General features: G+C 72.7%; 18 protein-coding genes. 9 read left to right on the top strand and 9 right to left on the bottom strand.

Annotated elements, in window-relative coordinates; translation table 11 throughout:
- Window positions 1-33 precede the first annotated feature (33 nt).
- The gene (locus ACQEUU_RS12490; RefSeq protein ID WP_433064534.1) at window positions 34-771 is read left to right on the top strand and encodes an ABC transporter ATP-binding protein; all 738 of its coding nucleotides are present in this window, start codon (window positions 34-36) and stop codon (window positions 769-771) included.
- 17 nt (window positions 772-788) lie between these two features.
- Window positions 789-2,507: a hypothetical protein gene (locus tag ACQEUU_RS12485; RefSeq protein WP_433064532.1), complete on the top strand. Its 1,719-nt coding sequence runs from the start codon at window positions 789-791 to the stop codon at window positions 2,505-2,507.
- A 60-nt stretch (window positions 2,508-2,567) separates the two neighbouring features.
- On the opposite strand, the gene ACQEUU_RS12480 is transcribed toward ACQEUU_RS12485, so the two are convergent.
- The 3 genes from ACQEUU_RS12480 to ACQEUU_RS12470 form a co-directional block, all read right to left on the bottom strand.
- Entirely contained in the window at window positions 2,568-3,653 is a 1,086-nt protein-coding gene (locus ACQEUU_RS12480) for a carboxylate-amine ligase (protein WP_433064529.1), read from the bottom strand.
- 69 nt (window positions 3,654-3,722) lie between these two features.
- A complete protein-coding gene (locus ACQEUU_RS12475; protein ID WP_433064527.1) occupies window positions 3,723-4,379 on the bottom strand; it encodes a M15 family metallopeptidase in 657 nt (218 codons plus the stop codon).
- Window positions 4,380-4,402: 23 nt separating this feature from the next.
- Window positions 4,403-5,548: an ROK family protein gene (locus tag ACQEUU_RS12470; RefSeq protein WP_433071828.1), complete on the bottom strand. Its 1,146-nt coding sequence runs from the start codon at window positions 5,546-5,548 to the stop codon at window positions 4,403-4,405.
- Between the two features lie 138 nt (window positions 5,549-5,686).
- Here ACQEUU_RS12470 and ACQEUU_RS12465 point away from each other — a divergent pair, with 138 nt between their 5' ends.
- From ACQEUU_RS12465 to ACQEUU_RS12450, 4 genes are all read left to right on the top strand, one after another.
- Window positions 5,687-7,012, top strand: coding sequence for an extracellular solute-binding protein (locus ACQEUU_RS12465; protein ID WP_433064524.1), 1,326 nt, complete (start codon window positions 5,687-5,689; stop codon window positions 7,010-7,012).
- Between the two features lie 6 nt (window positions 7,013-7,018).
- The gene (locus ACQEUU_RS12460; protein ID WP_433064521.1) at window positions 7,019-8,023 is read left to right on the top strand and encodes a carbohydrate ABC transporter permease; all 1,005 of its coding nucleotides are present in this window, start codon (window positions 7,019-7,021) and stop codon (window positions 8,021-8,023) included.
- A complete protein-coding gene (locus ACQEUU_RS12455) occupies window positions 8,023-8,874 on the top strand; it encodes a carbohydrate ABC transporter permease (RefSeq protein WP_433064518.1) in 852 nt (283 codons plus the stop codon). The genes ACQEUU_RS12460 and ACQEUU_RS12455 overlap by 1 nt, the downstream gene beginning before the upstream one ends.
- 63 nt (window positions 8,875-8,937) lie before the next feature.
- Window positions 8,938-10,398, top strand: coding sequence for a glycoside hydrolase family 3 protein (locus ACQEUU_RS12450; RefSeq protein WP_433064516.1), 1,461 nt, complete (start codon window positions 8,938-8,940; stop codon window positions 10,396-10,398).
- A gap of 34 nt (window positions 10,399-10,432) precedes the next feature.
- Here the strand turns inward: ACQEUU_RS12450 and ACQEUU_RS12445 are convergent, their stop codons facing one another.
- Complete coding sequence (locus tag ACQEUU_RS12445; RefSeq protein ID WP_433064513.1) at window positions 10,433-11,614, bottom strand: ROK family transcriptional regulator; 1,182 nt, start codon at window positions 11,612-11,614, stop codon at window positions 10,433-10,435.
- A gap of 90 nt (window positions 11,615-11,704) precedes the next feature.
- Here ACQEUU_RS12445 and ACQEUU_RS12440 point away from each other — a divergent pair, with 90 nt between their 5' ends.
- Genes ACQEUU_RS12440 through ACQEUU_RS12430 form a run of 3 tightly spaced genes read left to right on the top strand, consistent with a single transcriptional unit; the run spans window position 11,705 to window position 15,020 of the window.
- On the top strand, window positions 11,705-13,723 hold the full coding sequence (locus tag ACQEUU_RS12440; protein WP_433064510.1) for an endonuclease/exonuclease/phosphatase family protein: 2,019 nt from the start codon (window positions 11,705-11,707) through the stop codon (window positions 13,721-13,723).
- A gap of 8 nt (window positions 13,724-13,731) precedes the next feature.
- Window positions 13,732-14,181, top strand: a complete 450-nt coding sequence (locus ACQEUU_RS12435; protein WP_433064507.1) for an RrF2 family transcriptional regulator — start codon at window positions 13,732-13,734, stop codon at window positions 14,179-14,181.
- A 59-nt stretch (window positions 14,182-14,240) separates the two neighbouring features.
- Entirely contained in the window at window positions 14,241-15,020 is a 780-nt protein-coding gene (locus tag ACQEUU_RS12430; protein ID WP_433064504.1) for a DNA-formamidopyrimidine glycosylase family protein, read from the top strand.
- Here ACQEUU_RS12430 and ACQEUU_RS12425 read toward each other — a convergent pair.
- The 5 genes from ACQEUU_RS12425 to ACQEUU_RS12405 form a co-directional block, all read right to left on the bottom strand.
- Window positions 15,017-15,373, bottom strand: a complete 357-nt coding sequence (locus tag ACQEUU_RS12425; protein WP_148034847.1) for a helix-turn-helix domain-containing protein — start codon at window positions 15,371-15,373, stop codon at window positions 15,017-15,019. The genes ACQEUU_RS12430 and ACQEUU_RS12425 overlap by 4 nt on opposite strands.
- A 286-nt stretch (window positions 15,374-15,659) precedes the next feature.
- The gene (locus ACQEUU_RS12420; protein ID WP_433064501.1) at window positions 15,660-16,358 is read right to left on the bottom strand and encodes a CinA family protein; all 699 of its coding nucleotides are present in this window, start codon (window positions 16,356-16,358) and stop codon (window positions 15,660-15,662) included.
- A gap of 5 nt (window positions 16,359-16,363) precedes the next feature.
- Window positions 16,364-16,936, bottom strand: a complete 573-nt coding sequence (gene pgsA / locus ACQEUU_RS12415; protein ID WP_433064498.1) for a CDP-diacylglycerol--glycerol-3-phosphate 3-phosphatidyltransferase — start codon at window positions 16,934-16,936, stop codon at window positions 16,364-16,366.
- Entirely contained in the window at window positions 16,933-18,345 is a 1,413-nt protein-coding gene (rimO, locus tag ACQEUU_RS12410) for a 30S ribosomal protein S12 methylthiotransferase RimO (protein WP_433064496.1), read from the bottom strand. The genes pgsA and rimO overlap by 4 nt, the downstream gene beginning before the upstream one ends.
- A 45-nt stretch (window positions 18,346-18,390) precedes the next feature.
- Window positions 18,391-19,140: a helix-turn-helix domain-containing protein gene (locus ACQEUU_RS12405; protein ID WP_433064493.1), complete on the bottom strand. Its 750-nt coding sequence runs from the start codon at window positions 19,138-19,140 to the stop codon at window positions 18,391-18,393.
- Window positions 19,141-19,174 lie beyond the last annotated feature (34 nt).

Raw genomic sequence — 19,174 nt, 5'->3', positions numbered from 1 at the left:
TTTCAGCCGCAGGAGGCAGTTATCACCGCCGCGTTGAAGATCGACGGTCTGTCCAAGACCTTCGGCGAGAAGAAGGCCGTCGATGAGGTGTCGCTGACCGTGCCACAGGGCTCGTTCTACGGCCTGGTCGGACAGAACGGCGCCGGCAAGACCACCGCGCTCTCCATGGCGGTGGGGCTGCTGCGGCCTGACCGGGGATCGGCGCAGATCTTCGGGATCGACGTGTGGGCCGACGCACCGCGGGCCAAGCAGCTCGTCGGGGTGCTGCCGGACGCGATGGCCATGCCGGAGCGGCTGACCGGCCGGGAGGTGCTCACCTATCTCGGCCTGCTGCGCGGGCTGAGCCCGCAGGTGGTCGCCGAGCGGGCCGCGGAGCTGCTGGCGGTGCTGGAGCTCGACGCGGCGGAGAAGACGCTGGTCATCGAGTACTCGACCGGCATGCGCAAGAAGATCGGCCTGGCCACCGCGCTGCTCCACGCGCCCCGGTTGCTGGTGCTGGACGAGCCGTTCGAGGCGGTCGACCCGGTGTCGGCCGCGACGATCAAGGCGATCCTGCGCGGCTTCGTGGCCGGCGGCGGTTCGATCATCCTGTCCAGCCATGTGATGGCGCTGGTGGAGCAGCTGTGCGACCACGTCGGCGTGATCGACGCCGGGCGGGTGGCGGCCGCCGGGCCCCTGGCCGAGGTGCGCGGCGCCGGGTCGCTCGAAGACAGGTTCGTGGAGCTGGTCGGCTCCGGCTCGGCCACGGCCAGGGGGTTGTCGTGGTTGTAGCGGTGACGATGGCCCGGATGAAGATCGCCGTCCTGCGCCACAGTCTCACGGGTCAGCACGGCAGCATGGTCATCTCCGCCGGCTCGCTGGGGGCGGTGCTGGCCACGGGCACCATCTTTCTCGCGTTTCTCGACGGCGACTGGCTGACGGCCGCGTACGCGGTGTGGATGCTGGGCTGGATCATCGGGCCGGTGTTCTCCGGCGGCGGTGACGAGACGCTCCGGCCCGAGTTCTTCGCGATGCTGGGGCTGCCGGCACACCGGCTGGCGGTGGGGTTGCTGGCCTCCGCGTTCGTCGGGGTGGCGCCCGCGGTCAGCCTGCTCGCCCTGTCGGGGCTGGTGGTGGCAGGAGCGCGGCAGGGCGTGGTGGGGGCGCTGGTGGCGTTGCCCGCCATGGTGCTGCAACTGGCCGCGTTCGTGCTGTTGTCCCGGGTCGCGGTGGCGGTGCTCGGCATCGCGCTGCGGTCCCGGGTGGGCGCGGTCGGCGCGGCTCTGGTCAACGGGGCGATCCTGGCGTTCCTGGGGCAGGGCTGGGTGTTCGCCGTCGCGCTCGGCCAGGGCTCGGGGGTTCCGGAGTTCGTGCGTTATCTGCCGTCCGGCTGGGGCCTGCTGGCCGTGCGGGGCGACTATCTGGCCCTGGTCGCGCTGGCGGTGCTGGTCGGGCTGCTGCTGGCCGCGTGGGCGGCGCTGCTGGCCAGGCGGGCGGGGACGACCAGGCCGTCGACCCGCGGCCGCCGGCCCATGCGGGCGCGCTCGGCCCGGGAGGCGGTGGTGGCCAAGGAGCTGCGCACCTGGACCCGCGATCTGGTGCGCACCCATCAGATCACGTTCGCGCTGGCGTACGGGCTGTTCTTCGCGAGCGCGCCGCTCGTGCTGGGGTGGCCGGGGATGCTGCCGTGGGCGGGGCCGATCTTCATCGTGATGGCCGCGGCCATGACGGCCAACCAGTACGGCGACGAGGGCACCGCGCTCTGGCTGACGGTCATGACGCCCGGCGCGTCCGACGTGCGCGGCAGGCAGCTCGCCTGGCTGGTCGCGGTCGCGCCGGTGGCGCTGGTGGTGACCGTCGCGCTGACCGCCGTGAACGGCGGGCCGTGGCCGGTGATCTGCGCGGTGACCCTCGCGCTGCTGGGCGGCGGAGCCGGGCTGGTGCCGCTGATGTCGGTGTACGGCCTGGTGCCGGGCATCGACCCCGCGCGGCGCGGCGGCAACCCGCTGCGCACCAGCGAGGACGACAGCTCCCTCACCGGGCTGGCCTACCTCATGCTGATGCTGGTGGCGGCCACGGCGGTGCCCGCGGTTGTGGTGGCGTGGATGTTCGGCTGGCTGGGCGTGCCGGTCGGGGCGGCGACCGGCGCGCTGTGCTACTGGGGGCTGGGGCTGCTGGCCGAACGGCGGCTGGAGGCGCAGGGGCCGGAGCTGCTCCACATGATGCGCACCGGGCGGCGCCCGGAGACCAAGAGCACCTTCCAGGTGCCCGACATGCCGAGAGGGGCGCAGGCCGTCACCTACCTGTGCTGGGGGCTGGCCATGATCCCGCTGTTCCCGCAGGGGATCGTGGCGACCGTGTTCCTGATCAACGGCATGTACGAGCACAGCTGGTTCCTGGCCACCTACATGTCGCCGGGGCTGCGCTGGCCCACGGCCATCGGCATGATCGTGATCGGGCTGGCGTTGCTGGGCACCGGCTGGGTGCTGATGCGCCGGTACCGGCAGAAGGAGGAGGTCACCGCCTGAGCCGCCCCCTGGTCCGCCGGGCCCGTACGCGGGACAGCGGCGGCGGCGGGCGGCTCCGCGCTACGCGACGGTGGCTTCGATCAGGTCGTCGACCACCTCGGTGAGGTCCTGCTCGCGGGCGTGCACGCGGCGCTGGCGTTCGGCGCCGGAGCCCTTGTCCAGCAGGCGTTCCAGCCCGTCCCGGACGTAGGGGAGGTCACCGGCCTCGGCCAGCGCGTCGCCGACGTGGGCCAGGAGCCGGCGGGCCATCACCGGGGCGGGCACGAGCGTGCCGTGGCGCACGTCGAGGCTGTCGCCGGTGAGGCCGTCGCGGGCGGCCCGCCAGTAGGCGGCCCGCACGACCTCCGACGGGATGGGCAGGCCGCGGTCGCCGCGCGCCACGTCGGCCAGCGCCCTGACGACGAGGCCGCGGACCAGCCCGATGATGGTGAGGCTGTCGTTCACGTCGAGCGGCACGTCGGCGACCCGGATCTCGACGGTGGGGAGCTGCGGCGAGGGCCGGGTGTCCCAGAAGACGGTCTTGGGGTCCATGAGGGCGCCCGACTCGGCGAGCGCGCGCAGGGCCAGCTCGTAGTCGCCGAAGGTGGGGAAGTACGGCGGCGCGCCGGACACGGGCCATCTCCCCCAGCTGATCACCCGCCAGGAGGCGTAGCCGGTGTCGCGGCCGACGAAGAACGGCGAGTTCGCGGCGAGCGCGATGAGCGTCGGCAGCCAGGGCCGCAGATGGTTGCCGACGTAGACGGCGTGCTCCTCGTCCGGCACGTCCACGTGGACGTGCAGGGCGCAGATGCTGATCTCGTCCTGCAGCGCCCGGTAGAGGGTGCGGCCCTGTTCGTAGCGGGCGTCGTCGCTGAGCGGCGGCGGCATGACGTTGCCGAGCACCGGGATGCCGCTGGCGACGACGGCGAGCCCGCAGGAGCGGGCTGCCCCGGCGACCTCCTTGCGCGCGGCGCGCAGCTGGGAGCCGAGTTCGGCCAGGTCGGCGGAGGGCGTGGTGCGGGCCTCCACCTGGAACCGGGTGATCTCGTGGGCCACGTCGAGCATGTCCGTGGCGGCGGCCAGGACGTCGGCCGCCCTGGGGGTGACGTGGCGGGTGTACGGGTCGACGACGAGGTACTCCTCTTCGATCCCGATCAGCGGAACCATGCCCACACCTCGCAGGAAGTCGGGGGAGCCTCCGCACGGTTTGTGCCCGCCTGCCGCCTTCCGGAATCGCTACATCGTTACCGGCCCGTAGCATGCGGCCGGGGCGCCGGTGGCCAGGGCCCAGTAGCGGTCGCCGTAGGACCAGTGCCACCACTCGGTGGGGTAGTTGACCAGTCCGGCCGGCTCCAGCGCGGCGGCCAGGAGCTTGCGGTGGGCGCGGGCGTCGGCGGAGACGTGCGGGGCGGCGGTGTAGCAGGCGCCGTCGCTGTCCTCCGGGTTGTCGTTGACCTGCGTGCCCATGTCGTACTCGGTGCCCTCGGGGTCGCAGAGGGTGAGGTCGACGGCGGCGCCGGCGGTGTGCGGGGCGACCTCGACCGGGGAGACGTAGCGGCTGGCGGCGACGTGCGCCTCCTGCTCGGTGAGGGCGGGCGAGGCGGCGCGCAGCTGGTCGCGGTACGACTCGAAGTAGCGGCGCTGGGTAGCGACGGGCCGGTAGCCCTCGACGATCAGTAAGTGGTAGCCGTCGGGCAGATGCCGCTCGGCCCGTTCGAGCCTGGCCAGCAGTCCGGCGCGCAGGTGGGCGTAGGCGCCTTCGGCGTCGGCGAGCCGGTCGTCCACGCGGAGGCGGCCGCGCGTGTCGGCCAGGGCCTCGCCGTTGTCACGCACCGGGATCGCCGCCACGCGGGGATCGGAGATGAGCACGATGTCGCTCGGAGGGTGCCACATGTGCAGTGATTCTCACATAGCTGTCAGACAGTGTCGGAGAACACCTGTTCGCGAGCTTGTTCCAGCGCGGCCACGAGAGCGCCGCGGAGCACCGGGTTGCCGGGGACGCCGCCGGTGACGACGCGGGGCGGCGCGGGGCAGATGCGGGCGACGGCGTCCTGAACCCTGGCGGCCAGCCGGTCGCCGCCCGCGCGGCCGATGTCGCCGCTGAGCACGATCAGGCCGGGGTCGAGGACGACGGCGACGGCGGCCACGCCCACGGCGAGCCGGGCCGCCAGTTCGTCGAGGTAGTCGTCCCCGCCGCTGCGCACCTGGTCGGAGACCTCGGCGCCGGGCACCCCGTACGCGCCCGCCAGTCCCCTCAGCGCGGTGGTGCCGACCAGGCGCTGGAAGGAGCCGGAGTTGGGCTGCCTGACCTCGGAGGGCAGCGGCTCGCCGGGCACGGGCAGCCAGCCGATCTCGCCGGCGCCGCCGGTGATGCCGCGGTGCAGCCGGCCGCCGAGCATGACGCCGAGGCCCTGGCCGACGCCGGCCCACATGACCACGAAGTCGTCGACGCCGACGGCGGCGCCGTAGCGGTGCTCGGCGAGGGCGACCAGGTTGACGTCGTTCTCGATGGTAACGGAGGCGCCGAGGGTGCGGCGCAGCCCCGCCAGCACGCCGACGTGCCAGGCGGGCAGGTCCAGGGAGAAGCGGACGTCGCCGGTGCGCGGGTCGACCATGCCCCTGGTGCCGATGACGAAGGCGCGCAGCCGCGACAGGCTGACGTCGGCCGCGGCGCAGGCCCGCTCCACCCCGGCCTGCACGGTACGGACCGGGTCGCCGTCGGAGGGGTTGACCGTGACCTCGGCCACGGTGTGCCCGGTGATGTCGGCCACCCCGGCGGTGACGCTCTCCGGCAGCACCTCCAGCCCGGCGACGTAGGCGCTGGAGGGTCGTACGCCGTAAAGTGCGGCATTGGGTCCCCTGCCGCCGGCGCGTTCCCCCGCCACCTCCACCAGGCCCCTGTCCTCCAGCCTGGCGAGCAGCTGACCTGCGGTGACCTTGGACAGTCCGGTCCGCTCGCCCAGCTCGGCCCGGGTGAGCGGGCCTTCGGCGAGGAGGAGTTCGAGCGCGGAGCGGTCGTTCAGCCTGCGCAGCAGCCGAGGGGTCCCCGGGCTCCGGCTCATCTTCATGCCCCTCTCGTCACGATCGGCTAACGGACGGTTTCTTTTAAGAAAGTTTCTTGTTAGTTTAACACCTGTCGTTCGGCATTGACGATCAGCCTGGTGCGGACCGTAGGCCAGCACCCGGGAAGGGAGAACCCTGTGAGGATCGCGAAGATCACAGCCACTACGGTCACCACGGCCGCGCTGGCCCTGGGCGTGGCCGCCTGTGGCGGCGCCGAGGCGCCCGCGGAGCCGAGCGCGGCGAGCACCGCCGCGGCGAGCGGTCCCGCGCACGCGGGCAAGGAGCTCACGCTCTGGCGCCTGGGCGACAGCAACCCCGACGCGCAGAAGTACACCGACGAGCTGGTCGCCGCCTTCCAGCAGCAGACCGGCGCCAGTGTGAAGGTCGAGTGGATCCCATGGCCGCAGGTGAACGACAAGTTCACCGCCGCCGCGGCCGGCGGCGCCGGGCCCGACGTCACCGAGATCGGCAACGACCAGGTCCCGCTCTGGGTGAGCCAGGAGGCGCTCGCCCCGGTCACCGACATCGTCAGCTCCGGCGACCAGGCCCAGATCCCCAAGAACCTCATGGGCCTGGAGACGATCGACGGCGAGACGTACGCCGTGCCGTGGGGCGGCGGCACCCGCGCGGTCCTCTACCGCAAGGACTGGTTCGACGAGCTGAAGATCGAGGTCCCGAAGACCTGGGACGAGCTCGTGGCCGCGGCCAAGAAGGTGCAGGCGGAGAAGGGCTCGGACGTCGACGGCTTCGCCTTCAACGGCGGCTCGGACGCCAACCACCTGCTCGGCTCGCTGGCCTGGACCGCGGGCGGCGAGTACGCGGTCAAGGAAGGCGACAAGTGGGCCGGCAAGCTGGCCGAGCCCGGATTCAAGGCCGGTTTCGAGCAGTACACGTCCCTGGTGACGGACGGCCTGTCGAGCAAGTCGCGGCTGACCCAGAACAGCTCGGACATCCGTACCCGCTTCTCCAACGGCAAGGTCGGCATGTACCTGACCGCGTCCTGGGACCTGGCGGCGATCGAGGAGGAGAGCAAGGGCAAGCTCAAGGGCGACAAGCTCGCCTTCTTCCCGCTGCCGGGCAAGGACGGCGGCGAGGCGCAGGCGTTCCTCGGCGGCAACGACATCGCCGTGTGGGGCACCGCCAAGGAGCCGGAGGCGGCCAAGGAGTTCGTGAAGCTGGCCACCGGCAAGGAGTGGGGCGTCAGGTACGCCACCGACGGCGGCCTGCTGCCGGTCTACCCGGACGCGCTCGCCAAGCTGGCCGAGGACCCCGCGCAGGCGCCGTTCGCGGCCGCGTTCGCCAAGGCCAAGGCCTTCCCCGCGGACCCGAACTGGACCGAGGCCAACGAGACCAAGGCCGTGCTGCAGAACGCCGCGCGCCAGGTGATCGAGGGCAAGGCCTCCGCCGACGAGGCGCTCGCGGCGGCCAACACCGAACTCGAAGACATCCTCAACCAGTCCTGAGGACCCATGACCAACACGTCGACGCTGGCCCGGGGCGGCAGGCACGCCTCCGCCCCGGGCCGGGGCCCGTCCCGACGCCCCAGAGGCAAGGGCCTGCCCGTCTGGTCCATCCCCTACGTCCTGCTGATCCCCGGCCTGCTCGTCATCGGGGCGCTGCTGCTCTACCCGATGATCCAGGTCGCGGTCATCGCCTTCCAGAAGGTGGGCCTGCCGCAGATCAGCGGCAGAAGGCCGGCCGAATGGGTCGGCACCGACAACTTCACCCGGATCTTCGACAGCGAGATCTTCTGGGACTCGCTGCGCAACACGGTCGTGTTCGCGGTCATCGCCGTCACGCTGACCCTGGTGCTGGGCACCGCGGTCGGGGTGCTGCTGAGCAAGCTCGGCAGGAAGATGTCCACGTTCCTGGTGATCGGCATCATGTGCGCGTGGGCCGTGCCGCCGGTGGCGCAGGGCATCATCTGGCGGTGGCTGTTCGACGCCGAGGCCGGGATGATCAACTGGGCGCTGAACCTGCTGCCCGACTGGCTGTCCGTCGCGGTGTTCGGCCGCGCCGACTGGACCGGGGAGCCGTGGCTCAACGACGCCTGGTCGGTCTACCTGGTGCTGGTCATCACGGTGGTGTGGGCGTCCTTCCCGTTCATCGCGGTGTCGGTGCTGGCCGGGCTCAAGGGCATCCCCTCCGACCTGTACGAGGCCGCGCGGGTCGACGGGGCGTCCGGCTGGCGCACGTTCTGGCGGATCACGTTCCCGCTGCTCAAGCCGGTGTTCGCGGTGCTCACCGTGCTGTCGATCATCTGGGACTTCAAGGTCTTCAGCCAGCTGTACGTCCTCATGGGCGGGCCGACGAACCGTGAGGCGTTCAACCTGTCCATGTACTCCTACACCGAGGCGTTCAAGGCGCCGCAGAAGATGGGCACGGGCTCGGCGATCGCGCTGGTGCTGACGGTGATCCTGCTGGTGGTCACCGCCGTGTACATCCGGCAACTGGTCAAGCAGGAGGAGTTGTGATGAGCCCGCTGGCCAGGAGGCGTCTGGGCAAGGTGGCGCTCAACGGCACCGCCCTCCTGGTGTTCCTGTTCGCGGTCTTCCCCGTCTACTGGATGGTGACGACCGCCTTCAAGACCAACGACCAGATCTTCACCACCGAGTTCATCCCGTTCCCCACCCACTTCACCTTCGAGCACCTGGACCGGGTGCTGACCGAGGGCGTGGCCGGCAACTCGATCTGGGTCTACATGCGCAACAGCGCGATCGTGGCCCTCGGCACCGTGCTCGTCGGGGCGGTCTTCTCGCTGCTGGCGGCGACGGCGGTGGCCCGGTTCCGGTTCAAGGGCCGCACCGGCTTCCTGTTCCTGCTGCTGCTCGCGCAGATGATCCCGGCCGAGGCGCTGCTCATCCCGCTGTTCCTGCGGGTCAAGGATCTCGGCCTGTACGACCACCTCGGCGGTCTCATCCTGGTCAACGTGGGGCTGACGCTGCCCTTCGGCATCTGGATGCTGCGCACGTTCGTGGCCGCGGTGCCCAAATCGCTGGAGGAGGCCGCCTGGATCGACGGGGCATCCCGGTTCGTCACGTTCTGGCGGGTGCTGTTCCCGCTGGTGGCGCCCGGCCTCGTGGCCACCAGCATCTTCTCGTTCATCACCGCGTGGAACGAGCTGATCTTCGCGCTGGTGCTGATGAGCGAGTCGTCCGGCTACACCATGCCCGTGGCCCTGCAGTACTTCTTCGGCCAGAAGGGCACGGACTGGGGCGCCATCATGGCCAGCTCCACGATGATGACCATCCCGGTCGTCGTCTTCTTCATGATCGTGCAGCGCCGCATGGTGACCGGCCTGATGGCCGGCGCCGTCAAGGGCTGACCCACCCGCGCCTCCGGTACCTCTCTCTACCCGAGGCTGCCCGTTCTCACCTGATGAGGAGCCATGAGTCGAAGTGATCGGGGGCTGCGCCGCCTCGCGGCCGGTACGTTGCTGGCCGCCTTCCAGGGCACCACGCCGCCGGGCTGGGTGCTGCGCGAGCTGGAGGCCGGACTGGGCGGCGTCACGCTCTTCGGCTTCAACGTCGACGGCCACGAGCGTCTGTCCGCGCTCACCGCGGCGCTGCGGGAGGCGGGCGGCGAGCCGGTCATCTCGCTGGACGAGGAGGGCGGCGACGTCACCCGCCTGGACTACCACGTGGGCAGCCCGTACCCGGGGAACGCGGCTCTCGGCGCGGTGGACGACCCTGACCTGACCCGGCAGGTGTACCTGGCGATCGGCGCCGAGCTGGCCGGGTGCGGGGTCAACCTGGACATGGCCCCGGATGCCGACGTGAACTCCGAGGCGGACAACCCGGTGATCGGCACCCGGGCGTTCGGCGACGAACCGGACCTGGTCGCCCGGCACGCGGTGGCCGCCGTCGAAGGGCTGCAGGCGGCGGGCGTCGCGGCCTGCGTCAAGCACTTCCCCGGCCACGGCGCCACCCGGGTGGACTCGCACCTGGCCGTCCCGGTCGTGGACGTCACGCCGGAGGTGCTGCGCGACCGGGAGCTGGTGCCGTTCCGGGCGGCCATCGCCGCCGGCACCAAGTCGATCATGACGGCGCACGTGGCCGTGCCGGCGCTCACCGGCCGGGCGCCCGCCACCCTCTCGCCGGCCGCGCTCACCGGGCTCCTGCGCGACGAGCTCGGTTACGACGGCGTGGTGGTCTCCGACGCGCTCGACATGCACGCGATCACCGAGAGCGTGGGGCTCGGCGGCGGCGCGGTGCGCTCGCTGGCCGCCGGCGCCGACCTGCTCTGCCTGGGTCCGCTGCCCGGCCGCGACGACGTGCGGGGCGTGATCGACGCGATCGTGGCCGCCGTGGAGGAGGGCGCGCTGCCGTCCGCCCGGCTGGAGGAGGCGGCGGCCCGGGTGGCGGCGCTGCGCGCCTGGTTCGGCTCCCCCGGACGGACCCCGCCCGAGCGCAACGGGGTCGGGCTGCGGGCCGCCCGCCGCGCGGTGCGGCTGGCCGGCGAGCCGGCGCCGCTGGCCGAGCCGCTGGTGGTCGAGGTGGACACGCCGCCGACCATCGCCGTCGGCGACGTGCCGTGGGGGCTGGGGCCGTGGCTGCCGGAGGCGGAGATCCTGCGGGTCACCCCCGCCGCCGCCGACGTGCCGGGGCTGCTCGCCAAGGCCGCGGACCGGTCGCTCGTGGTGGTGGTCAAGGACGCGCACCGCCATCCGGACAGCCGGGCGCTGGTCTCGGCGCTGGTGACGGCCCGGCCGGACGCGACGGTGGTCGAGATGGGACTGCCGGTCTGGCGCCCCGACGCCGCCGTCTACCTCGCCACGTACGGCGCGGCCAGGGCGAACGCGCAGGCCGCGGCCGAGCTCCTGACCGGCCGGGCCCCGGTCAGGACGTGAGGAGCTCCTGGCGTCCTGACCGGCCGGGCCCCGGTCAGGACGTGAGGAGCTCCTGGCGGGCCTGGTCGAGCGCGGCGAGCACCGCGCCGCGCAGCACCGGATCGGGGTCGGTGACGGCCGTGGTGACCACCTGCGGGCGGACCGGGCAGATGCGGGCCACCGCCTCCTCCACCCGCGAGGTGAGCGCCTCTCCCCCGGCATGGCCGACCTCGCCCGCCAGCACCACCAGGCCGGGGTCGAGGATCACACAGACGGCGGCCACGCCCAGGGCGAGCCTGCGGGCGATCTCGTCGAGCAGCGCCTCGCCCTCGGCGCCGGCCGCGACCGCCACCTCGACGCCGTGGCCGGCGCTGTCGGCCGCGAACCCGTACCCCCGCGCCAGCTCCGCCACCGCCTCGGCGCTGACCAGCGACTGCAGGCCGCCCGCCAGCGACGGCAGCCGGCCGGGAGCGGTGCGGATGTCCTCCGGCAGCGGCACGCCCGGCACCGGCAGGTAGCCGATCTCACCCGCGCTGCCGGACCGGCCTCGGTGCAGCCGGCCGCCGAGCATCACCGCCATGCCCAGGCCGCGGCTGGACCAGAGCAGCACGAAGTCGTCGATCCCCCGCGCGGCCCCGTCGGCGCGCTCGGCGATGGCGGCGAGGTTGACGTCGTTCTCGATCGTCACCTCACGCTTGAGGTCGCCCGCCAGGGCCTCGTGGATGCCTTCGTGCCAGCCCGGCAGGTCGAAGGAGAAGCGTACGTCGCCGCTGCGCGGGTCGACCACGCCGGGCGTGCCGATGACCACGCCGCGCAGGCGGCTCAGGCCGACCTTGGCGGTGCGGCACGCCTTGGTGATCGCGTCGTGCACGGCGGCGACCGGGTCGGCGTGGCCGTCGGGGTCGACGGTGACCTGGGCGATCGTGCGGCCGTGGATGTCGGCGACCGCGGTGGAGATCAGCCCGGGACCGACCTCCAGCCCGGCCACGTAGGCGCTGGAGGCGATGACGGAGTAGAGGGCGGCGTTGGGGCCGCGCCCGCCGGCCTGGGCGCCGACCACCTCGACCAGCCCGCGCTCCTCCAGCCGGGCCAGCGTCTGCGACGCGGTGACCTTGGACAGCCCGGTCAGCTCGCCGATCTGGCCGCGGGTCATCGGCCCCGAGGCCAGCAGCAGCTCCAGAGCGGCCCGGTCGTTGATCTCCCTGAGCAGTCTGGGCACACCAGGGCGTCGCTCCACGCTGAATCCCACCGTCACAATCGAAAAGGTTGTTGGAAGTTTAGCGCTCCCACCCTTGCTTATCGATGCAGGTGAACGCGAGGATGGCTCATGCTTCCCGTCCGCCACCAGGTCGCCCTCCTGGCGCTCGGCATCGTCCTCTTCCTGGACGTGCTGCGGGTGTTCCTGCCCTCGCTGATCACCCTGTTCGGCCAGGCCGGCTCGACCGCCCCCGAGCTGATGGGCCTCTACGCGGCCGCCTGGTTCGTGCTGCCGTTCCTGGCCCTGCTGCTGCGACCCCGCTGGGCCGTGCTGGGCGGGGCCGCCGCGCTCGTGCTGGCGCGCGTCCTCCTGCAGGGGGAGGTCTCACAGCTGTACGTGGCCTCGGCGGGAGTGAGCGCCGGCCTGGTCTTCCTGTACGGGTGCGCCAGGAGCACCACCCGGACGGCGGCGCCCGCGGGGATCATGGGCGGCCTGGCCTGCTCGATCCTCGGACACCTGCTGCTCGACGGGGTGGACCTGGTGTGGCGGTCCGGGCCGCTCGTCTGGGCCGCGGTGCTGACCCTGTGCGCGGCGTTCCTGACCCTGGCCGTCCACCCGCGCCGCCACCGCCCGGCACCCGCGAGCCATGACAGCCCGGCCCGCACGGACGACGACGCCTCGGCCCCCGCGAACCACGACGACCGGCCCCGTACGGACGACGACGCCTCGGCTCGGGCGGGTGGCGACGCGCCCGGCGGTTCCCGGGACCGCGATGAGCTCGCGCCGGCCGGGACGTGGTTCCTGTTCGGGCCGGTGCTGCTGCTGACCGGGATGGCGGCCACCGGCTACGCGAAGGCGGCCGCCGGGCCCGGCCTGCTCGCCTGGGACGCCTTCCTCCAGGTGGCGGCGCTGGTCGCGGCGACGGTGCTGGCATCGCGGCCGTCGCGTTCCTCCGCCTTCGACACGATCGCGGGCGTGCTGCTGGTGTGCTTCACCGGCTTGCTGCTGCTGCCCGCGTCCGGGCCGGCGGGGCTGGGGCTGAGTGGCGCCATGGTGCTGCTGTGGGCCGGGCCGGTGCTCGCCGCCTCCGCGCGGCGGCGGGCGGGCGGACGCCAGGGGGTCGCGGTGCTCGGCGGCGGGGTGGTGTTCCTGGTGGCGACCTTCGCCTACTACGCCTCGTACGACCTGGACCTGGGCGTCCCCAACCAGGTCTGGCCGATCACGATCGCGGTGCTGGCGGCGGTCGTGGCGCTCCGGCCGGGGCGGGCCCGGCCGCCGGGGCCCCGGGTGCGGCGGCGGGCGTGGCCGTCCGTGGCGGCGACGGCGGCGCTCGCGGCGCTGGTGGCGGTCACGAGCTGGCAGCCGCCGCCGGTGGAGCGGGCCGCGGCCGGGACCACGGTCAAGCTGGTGGTCTACAACATCCGGATGGGGTTCGGGCTGGACGGGCGGCTGTCGCTGGACGACATCGCCGCCTGGATCGCCGCCCAGGAGCCGGACGTGGTGCTGCTGAGCGAGGTGGACCGGGGCTGGCTGCTCAACGGCGGCCACGACGACCTGGCCAGGATCGCCCTCGGCCTGGGCATGCGCTACCACTTCGCCCCGGCAGCCGACAACGTGTGGGGCGACGCCCTGCTGACCAACCTGAGCGTGCGCGCCGTTCACTCCCATCCGCTGGGCCGGCACGACTACCCGACAGGGGCGCAGGCCCAGGCCATCGTGCTCGATGTCGAAGGCGGCGGTGAGCTGGGCATCGTCAACACCCACCTGCAGGCCCCGGGCGGGCAGGCGGCCGAGGTCGCCGCCATGGTCGGGGCGCTGGCGGCCGGGAAGGACGCGGCCGAGGCGACTCCGGCCGGGCGGCACCCCCGCACCGGCGTCGTCAGGCCGGTGGTCCTGGCCGGGGACCTCAACATCCGGCCGGGCGATCCCGAGATGCGGGTGCTGGAGCAGGCCGGGCTGTCCGACCCGCTGCTCGACCTCGGCGACCCGCCCACCTCGCCCGCCGACGCCCCGGCCGAGAGGATCGACCACGTCCTGATCACCGAAGGGCTGACCGCCTTGTCCGCCGAGGCTCCGCGGGTGCCCTTCTCGGATCATCTGCCCGTGGTGGCCACCTTGCGCCTAACCAGTGTTGACCAACAGGGATAATCGACAACATGCGCCTTTCTGCTCGTGTCGACTACGCACTCCGGGCCGCCGCCGAACTAGCCGCGGCCGGTGCGGGCCCGACTACCGTCGGCGAACTCGCCAAGGAGCAGGACATGCCGCCCAAATACCTGGAGAACATCCTGCTGCAGATGCGCCGCGCCGGGCTGGTCCGCGGGCAGCGCGGCCCCGAGGGCGGCTACGTCCTGGCCCGGCCCCCGGCCGAGATCTCCCTCGCCGACGTGATCAGGGCCGTCGACGGCCCGCTGGCCAACGTCCGCGGCGAGCGGCCCGAGCACGTCGGCTACCGGGGGCCGGCCGAGTCGCTCCAGCAGGTCTGGATCGCGCTGCGGGCGACCGAGCGCGGCATCCTCGAAGAGGTCACGCTGGCGCACGTCGCCTCCGGCAACCTGCCCGACCACATCCGCCGGCTCGCCGCCGACCCCGCCGCCTGGGACTGACGGGACTGACCCCGTCTCAGGCCCGGTACGTCCGTGCAGGGAGTTCCTAGACTGGAGGCATGCCCGAGGGAGATGCCGTCTACCGCACCGCCGCGCGGCTGCGGGGAGCGCTCGACGGGGAGGTGCTGACCCGGTCCGACTTCCGGGTCCCCCGTCACGCCACCGCCGACCTCACCGGCCGGGCGGTGCTGGAGACCGTGTCCCGGGGCAAGCATCTGCTCACCCGGGTCGAGGGCGGGCTGACCGTCCACACCCACCTGCGGATGGACGGCAGCTGGCGGGTCGTCCCGGCCGGCCGGCCCGCCGCCCGGGGCGACCAGGTACGGCTGATCCTGGCCAACCGGCGCTGGCAGGCGGTCGGCGTGAAGCTGGGGATGGTGGACCTGCTGAGGACGGCCGACGAGGACCGGGTCGTGGGGCACCTGGGCCCCGATCTGCTGGGCGAGGACTGGGACCCGGCCGAGGCGGTGCGGCGGCTGCTCAGGGCGCCGGGGGCGACGATCGGCGAGGCGCTGCTCGACCAGCGCAACCTGGCCGGGATCGGCACGATCTATCGCGCCGAGACGCTGTTTCTGCGCGGCGTCTGGCCGTGGCGGAAGGTCGAGGACGTGCCCGACCTCGAAGGGCTGGTCGCGCTGGCTCAGCGGCTGCTGGCGGCCAACAGGCGTCACGCGGGCACGGTGACCACCGGGGACCGCCGCCCGGCGCACCAGACCTGGGTCTACGGCAGGGCGGGCAGGCCGTGCCGCCGCTGCGGCACTCGCATCAGCCGCGGCGAGGTGGGCGCGGGCCCACAGGAGCGACTGATCATGTGGTGCGGTGGCTGTCAGCCGGGCTAGGCAGCCACCATGTCCTTGACTTCGGGGAACACGGTGTCGGAGATCGACCCGGGGACCGAGTCGGGAACCGCGATGCGCTCGTGCTCCGGCGCGTCGGCGAGCACCGGCGCGGCCTGGAGCTCCGCCAGCGCGAACTGGTCGGAAACCTCACGCAGAACCTGCGAGAGCGGCACCCCGAGCGCGCCGCAGATCGACGCGAGCAGCTCGGAGGACGCCTCCTTCTGACCGCGTTCGACCTCGGACAGATAGCCGAGCGAGACCCGTGCGAGCGTGGACACCTCTCGGAGTGTGCGTCCCTGCCGCACGCGCAACCGCCTCAGCACGTCTCCGAGCAGCTGACGCAGGAGAATCATCTGTCGCTCCCTCCCCGGCGCGGATGGCTTCACCACGCCCCGCGCGATCGAGTCGTGCCGCCCGTTGTTCTTCTTCGCTTCGTACATACTCCTCGCCGTCATTGCCGGGCGTCTCCGCCCCTGGCCCGCCGCTCGTGGCGCATCGCGTGACTCATCAGGCCCGCCTGCCGGGCGCTCGCTGCTTGCAGTTGGCTCACGGACCTCACTCACAGCTCCACCGTACCCGCATCGACCGACAGCGCGTCAGACCGTGCTTCGCATGTTCGCTGGGGACGTAACACGGTAATCATCCGAAATGTTCCCCCTTGCTGGACATAAGCACACTTGCCAGGAGATCAATAGCCTCGTCAACCGTCTCTACCCTGATACGTTCGCGCGACCCCTGCAGGCTCAATCGGCGCCCCCAGGACCGCCCGCCGGGCCCGCTCACCGCGGCGAAGACGGTGCCGACCGGCTGTCCGTCCTGCGGCTCCGGCCCCGCCACGCCCGTGACGGCCAGCCCGTACGTGGCCTCGCACAGCCGCGCCGCCCCGGCCGCCATCGCCGCGGCCACCTCGGGGTGCACCGCCCCCTCGCGGCGCAGCAGGTCGTCCGGCACGCCCAGCAGCCCGTGCTTCAGATCGGTCGCGTAGGAGATCACCCCGCCCCGGAACACCCGGGACGAGCCGGGCACCGCCGTGATCGTCGCCCCGATGAGCCCGCCGGTGAGCGACTCGGCCACGGCCAGCGTGGCCTCCCGGCGCGCCAGCGTCTCCAGCACCTGCACGGCCCCGGACGGCCTGCCCGCCCCGGCCGTGCCCCCGGCGCCCTCCATGCTCTCCAGGCTCTCCGCGCGCTCGTCGCTCCCCGCGCTCCCCGCCATCACGGCGCCTTCCGCCGTCTCCACACTGCCCGCGCTCGCCGCCGTCACAGCGCCGGCCCCGGTCCGGATGCCACCCGGGCTCGCCGCCGTCTCCGTACGTCCCGAGCTCTTCACGCCCCCCATGCCCCTCACTCCCCGCGCGCTCGCCTCGCCATCCCGCGCAGCCTGATCGCGCGGATCACGTAGTCGACTCCCGTCACCAGCGTGGTCACGAGCGCCGCCGCCATCACCGTCCAGCGCAGCGCGTCCGGCACCCACGGCACCAGGTAGAGCGCGATCGCGGCGAGCTGCAGGACGGTCTTGACCTTGCCGCCGTAACTGGCCGGGATGACCGCCAGCCTGATCAGCACCAGCCGGAGCACCGTGATGGCCAGCTCCCTGCCGAGGATGACGATCGTCACCCACCACGGCAGCTCGCCCAGCATCGACAGGCACACCAGCGCGGCGCCCGTCAGCGCCTTGTCGGCGATCGGATCAGCGATCTTGCCGAAGTCGGTGATCAGGCCGTAGCGCCTGGCCAGCTCGCCGTCGAGGTGATCGGTGATCGACGCCACCGCGAACACCGCCAGCGCGGCCAGCCGCCAGCCCATACCCGGCAGGAACAGGCAGACGACGAAGAACGGGACGAGCGCCAACCGGAGGACCGTGAGGACGTTGGCGATGTTCCACGGGCTTACCGCGCGGCGCTCGTCTGCCGTCATGGACCGGCGGCCTTGATCCGGGCGATGAGATCGACCCCCTCGGCGTCGACGACCATGGCACGCACGAGCTGGCCCGGCACCAGGCCGATGCCCTGCACGGTGACCGACCCGTCGACCTCGGGCCCCTGGTGGGCGGCCCGGCCCTCGTAGCCGCCGTCGCCGAGGTCCTCGTCGATGAGCACGTCGACCTCCGTGCCGATCCGCTCCTCGGCGCGCTGCGCCGTCAGCTCCTCGGCCAACTCGGTGAGCACCCGCACCCGCTCGTCGACGACGTCCTGAGGGAGCTTGCCCTCGAACCCGGCGGCTTCGGTGCCGTCCTCGTCGGAGTAGCCGAACACGCCGATCACGTCGAGCCTGGCCGCCTCCAGGAAGGAGACGAGCTCGCCGAACTCCTCCTCGGTCTCCCCGGGGAAGCCGACGATGAAGTTGGAGCGCACCCCCGCCTCAGGAGCCTGCTTCCGCACGCTCTCCAGCAGGCCGAGGAAGCGCTCGGGGTCGCCGAAACGGCGCATCCGCCGCAGCACCCCGCCGCTGGCGTGCTGGAAGGACAGGTCGAAGTACGGTGCCACGCCGTCGGTGCCGGCGATCACGTCGATCAGGCCGGGGCGCAGCTCGGCGGGCTGGAGATAGCTGACCCGCACCCGCGAGACGCCCTCGACCGCCGCCAGCCGCGGCAGCAGCTTCTCCAGCGCCCGCAGGTCGCCCAGGTCCTTGCCGTAGGACGTGGAGTTCTCGCTCACCAGGACGAGCTCGCGCACGCCCCGGTGGGACAGCCAGTCGGCCTCGGCCACCAGCTCGTCGGGGTGGCGGGACACGTAGGCGCCGCGGAAGGCCGGGATGGCGCAGAACGTGCAGCGCCGGTCGCAGCCCGAGGCGAGCTTGAGCGAGGCCACCGGGCTCTCGTCGAGCCGCTTGCGCAGCACCCGGGGGCCGCTCGCGGGCGCGACCCCTTCGGGCAGGTCGCCGTGGCCGGGGATGTGGCCGCGGGAGGAGGTGGTCCGCTCCACAGGCGAGATCGGCAGCAGCGTGCGGCGGTCGCGCGGCGTGTGGGGCGTGAGCGGGCGCCCGGCGACCACGTCGTCGAGCCGCCCGCCGATGTCGGTGTAGTCGTCGAAGGAGATGACCGCGCCGGCCTCCGGCAGGGCGTCGGCCAGCTCTCTGCCGTAGCGCTCGGCCATGCAGCCCGCGGCGACCACCTTGGCACCGGAGTCGGCGGCGGCCAGCAGGGTGTCGATCGAGTCCTTCTTCGCCGACTCGATGAAGCCGCACGTGTTGACCACGACGACCTCGGGGTCGTCGTCGTCGAGCTGCCAGCCGGCAGCCTCGAGTCGCGCGGCCAGCTCTTCGGAGTCGACCTCGTTGCGGGCGCAGCCCAGCGTGATCAGCGATGCGGTTCGGCGGGATGACATGGTGACACTACGGTATCGGCAGTTGGCCACCACCCGATGCAGGGGTTACCGGGCCGGCGGCTTCCTCGGCACGAACGACCGGCGCACCCTCTGCCCCGGCTCCCCCACGGCTCTCATCTTCTTCCCGTTGACCTGCACCAACACGGTCCCGGCGTCGGCCACCTCGAAGTCGATCCGGCTCTGCGCCCGCCAGGTGGCGATCCGGCCGGCCTTGAGACTGCCGTCGAACAGCTCGCGCCCCTTGGCGTCGCGGACGGTCACCCGCGCCCGCCGCGTGGCCTCGACCGTGACCACGACCATGTTCTTCCTGGCCATGGCGACGGCCGGCGGCGCCTCCGTGAACGGCGAGTTGGGCGGCACGCTGGCCGCCGGCCGCTCGCCGCGGGCGGTGCGCACCTGGTCGGACGCCCCGCCCAGCACCTTGACCACGCCGAACACGACCACCACCGCCAGCGCGACCGCCAGCGCCGTGGTCCAGCCGGGCCCGCGCCGCTCGGCCAGCCTGAGCATGCGGTCGGTCTGGAACACCGCCGCGGCCCTGACCGGCTTGGGCGCCCCGCCGTGCTCCTGGTCGTAGCGGTGCACCACGGCCTCGGGATCGAGGCCCACGGCCCTGGCGATGGTCTTGACGTGCCCCCTGATGTAGAAGTCGTTCCCCGACTCGGCGAACTCGTCGCGTTCGACCGCCTTGATGATCGCCTCACGAATGCGCGTGATCTGGCTCAGCTGCTCGACCGTCAGCCCTGAAGACTGCCGAGCCGCCGCCAACGTTGCTCCGATGCTCTGCTCCTGCACGGCAACCGCCTTCCCCCACGACGGAGCGTATTAG

This window comes from Nonomuraea sp. CA-218870 (assembly GCF_050936535.1).
Lineage (GTDB): Bacteria > Actinomycetota > Actinomycetes > Streptosporangiales > Streptosporangiaceae > Nonomuraea > Nonomuraea corallina.
This window is presented reverse-complemented; position numbering and strand designations above follow the sequence as displayed.

Coding starts and splice junctions, on each gene's coding strand:
- ACQEUU_RS12485 (WP_433064532.1), top strand. CDS start 789: ATGAAGATCGCCGTCCTGCGCCACAGTCTCACGGGTCAGCACGGCAGC.
- ACQEUU_RS12480 (WP_433064529.1), bottom strand. CDS start 3,653: ATGGTTCCGCTGATCGGGATCGAAGAGGAGTACCTCGTCGTCGACCCG.
- ACQEUU_RS12475 (WP_433064527.1), bottom strand. CDS start 4,379: ATGTGGCACCCTCCGAGCGACATCGTGCTCATCTCCGATCCCCGCGTG.
- ACQEUU_RS12470 (WP_433071828.1), bottom strand. CDS start 5,548: ATGAGCCGGAGCCCGGGGACCCCTCGGCTGCTGCGCAGGCTGAACGAC.
- ACQEUU_RS12460 (WP_433064521.1), top strand. CDS start 7,019: ATGACCAACACGTCGACGCTGGCCCGGGGCGGCAGGCACGCCTCCGCC.
- ACQEUU_RS12455 (WP_433064518.1), top strand. CDS start 8,023: ATGAGCCCGCTGGCCAGGAGGCGTCTGGGCAAGGTGGCGCTCAACGGC.
- ACQEUU_RS12450 (WP_433064516.1), top strand. CDS start 8,938: ATGAGTCGAAGTGATCGGGGGCTGCGCCGCCTCGCGGCCGGTACGTTG.
- ACQEUU_RS12440 (WP_433064510.1), top strand. CDS start 11,705: ATGCTTCCCGTCCGCCACCAGGTCGCCCTCCTGGCGCTCGGCATCGTC.
- ACQEUU_RS12435 (WP_433064507.1), top strand. CDS start 13,732: ATGCGCCTTTCTGCTCGTGTCGACTACGCACTCCGGGCCGCCGCCGAA.
- ACQEUU_RS12430 (WP_433064504.1), top strand. CDS start 14,241: ATGCCCGAGGGAGATGCCGTCTACCGCACCGCCGCGCGGCTGCGGGGA.
- ACQEUU_RS12425 (WP_148034847.1), bottom strand. CDS start 15,373: ATGATTCTCCTGCGTCAGCTGCTCGGAGACGTGCTGAGGCGGTTGCGC.
- ACQEUU_RS12420 (WP_433064501.1), bottom strand. CDS start 16,358: ATGGGGGGCGTGAAGAGCTCGGGACGTACGGAGACGGCGGCGAGCCCG.
- pgsA (WP_433064498.1), bottom strand. CDS start 16,936: ATGACGGCAGACGAGCGCCGCGCGGTAAGCCCGTGGAACATCGCCAAC.
- rimO (WP_433064496.1), bottom strand. CDS start 18,345: ATGTCATCCCGCCGAACCGCATCGCTGATCACGCTGGGCTGCGCCCGC.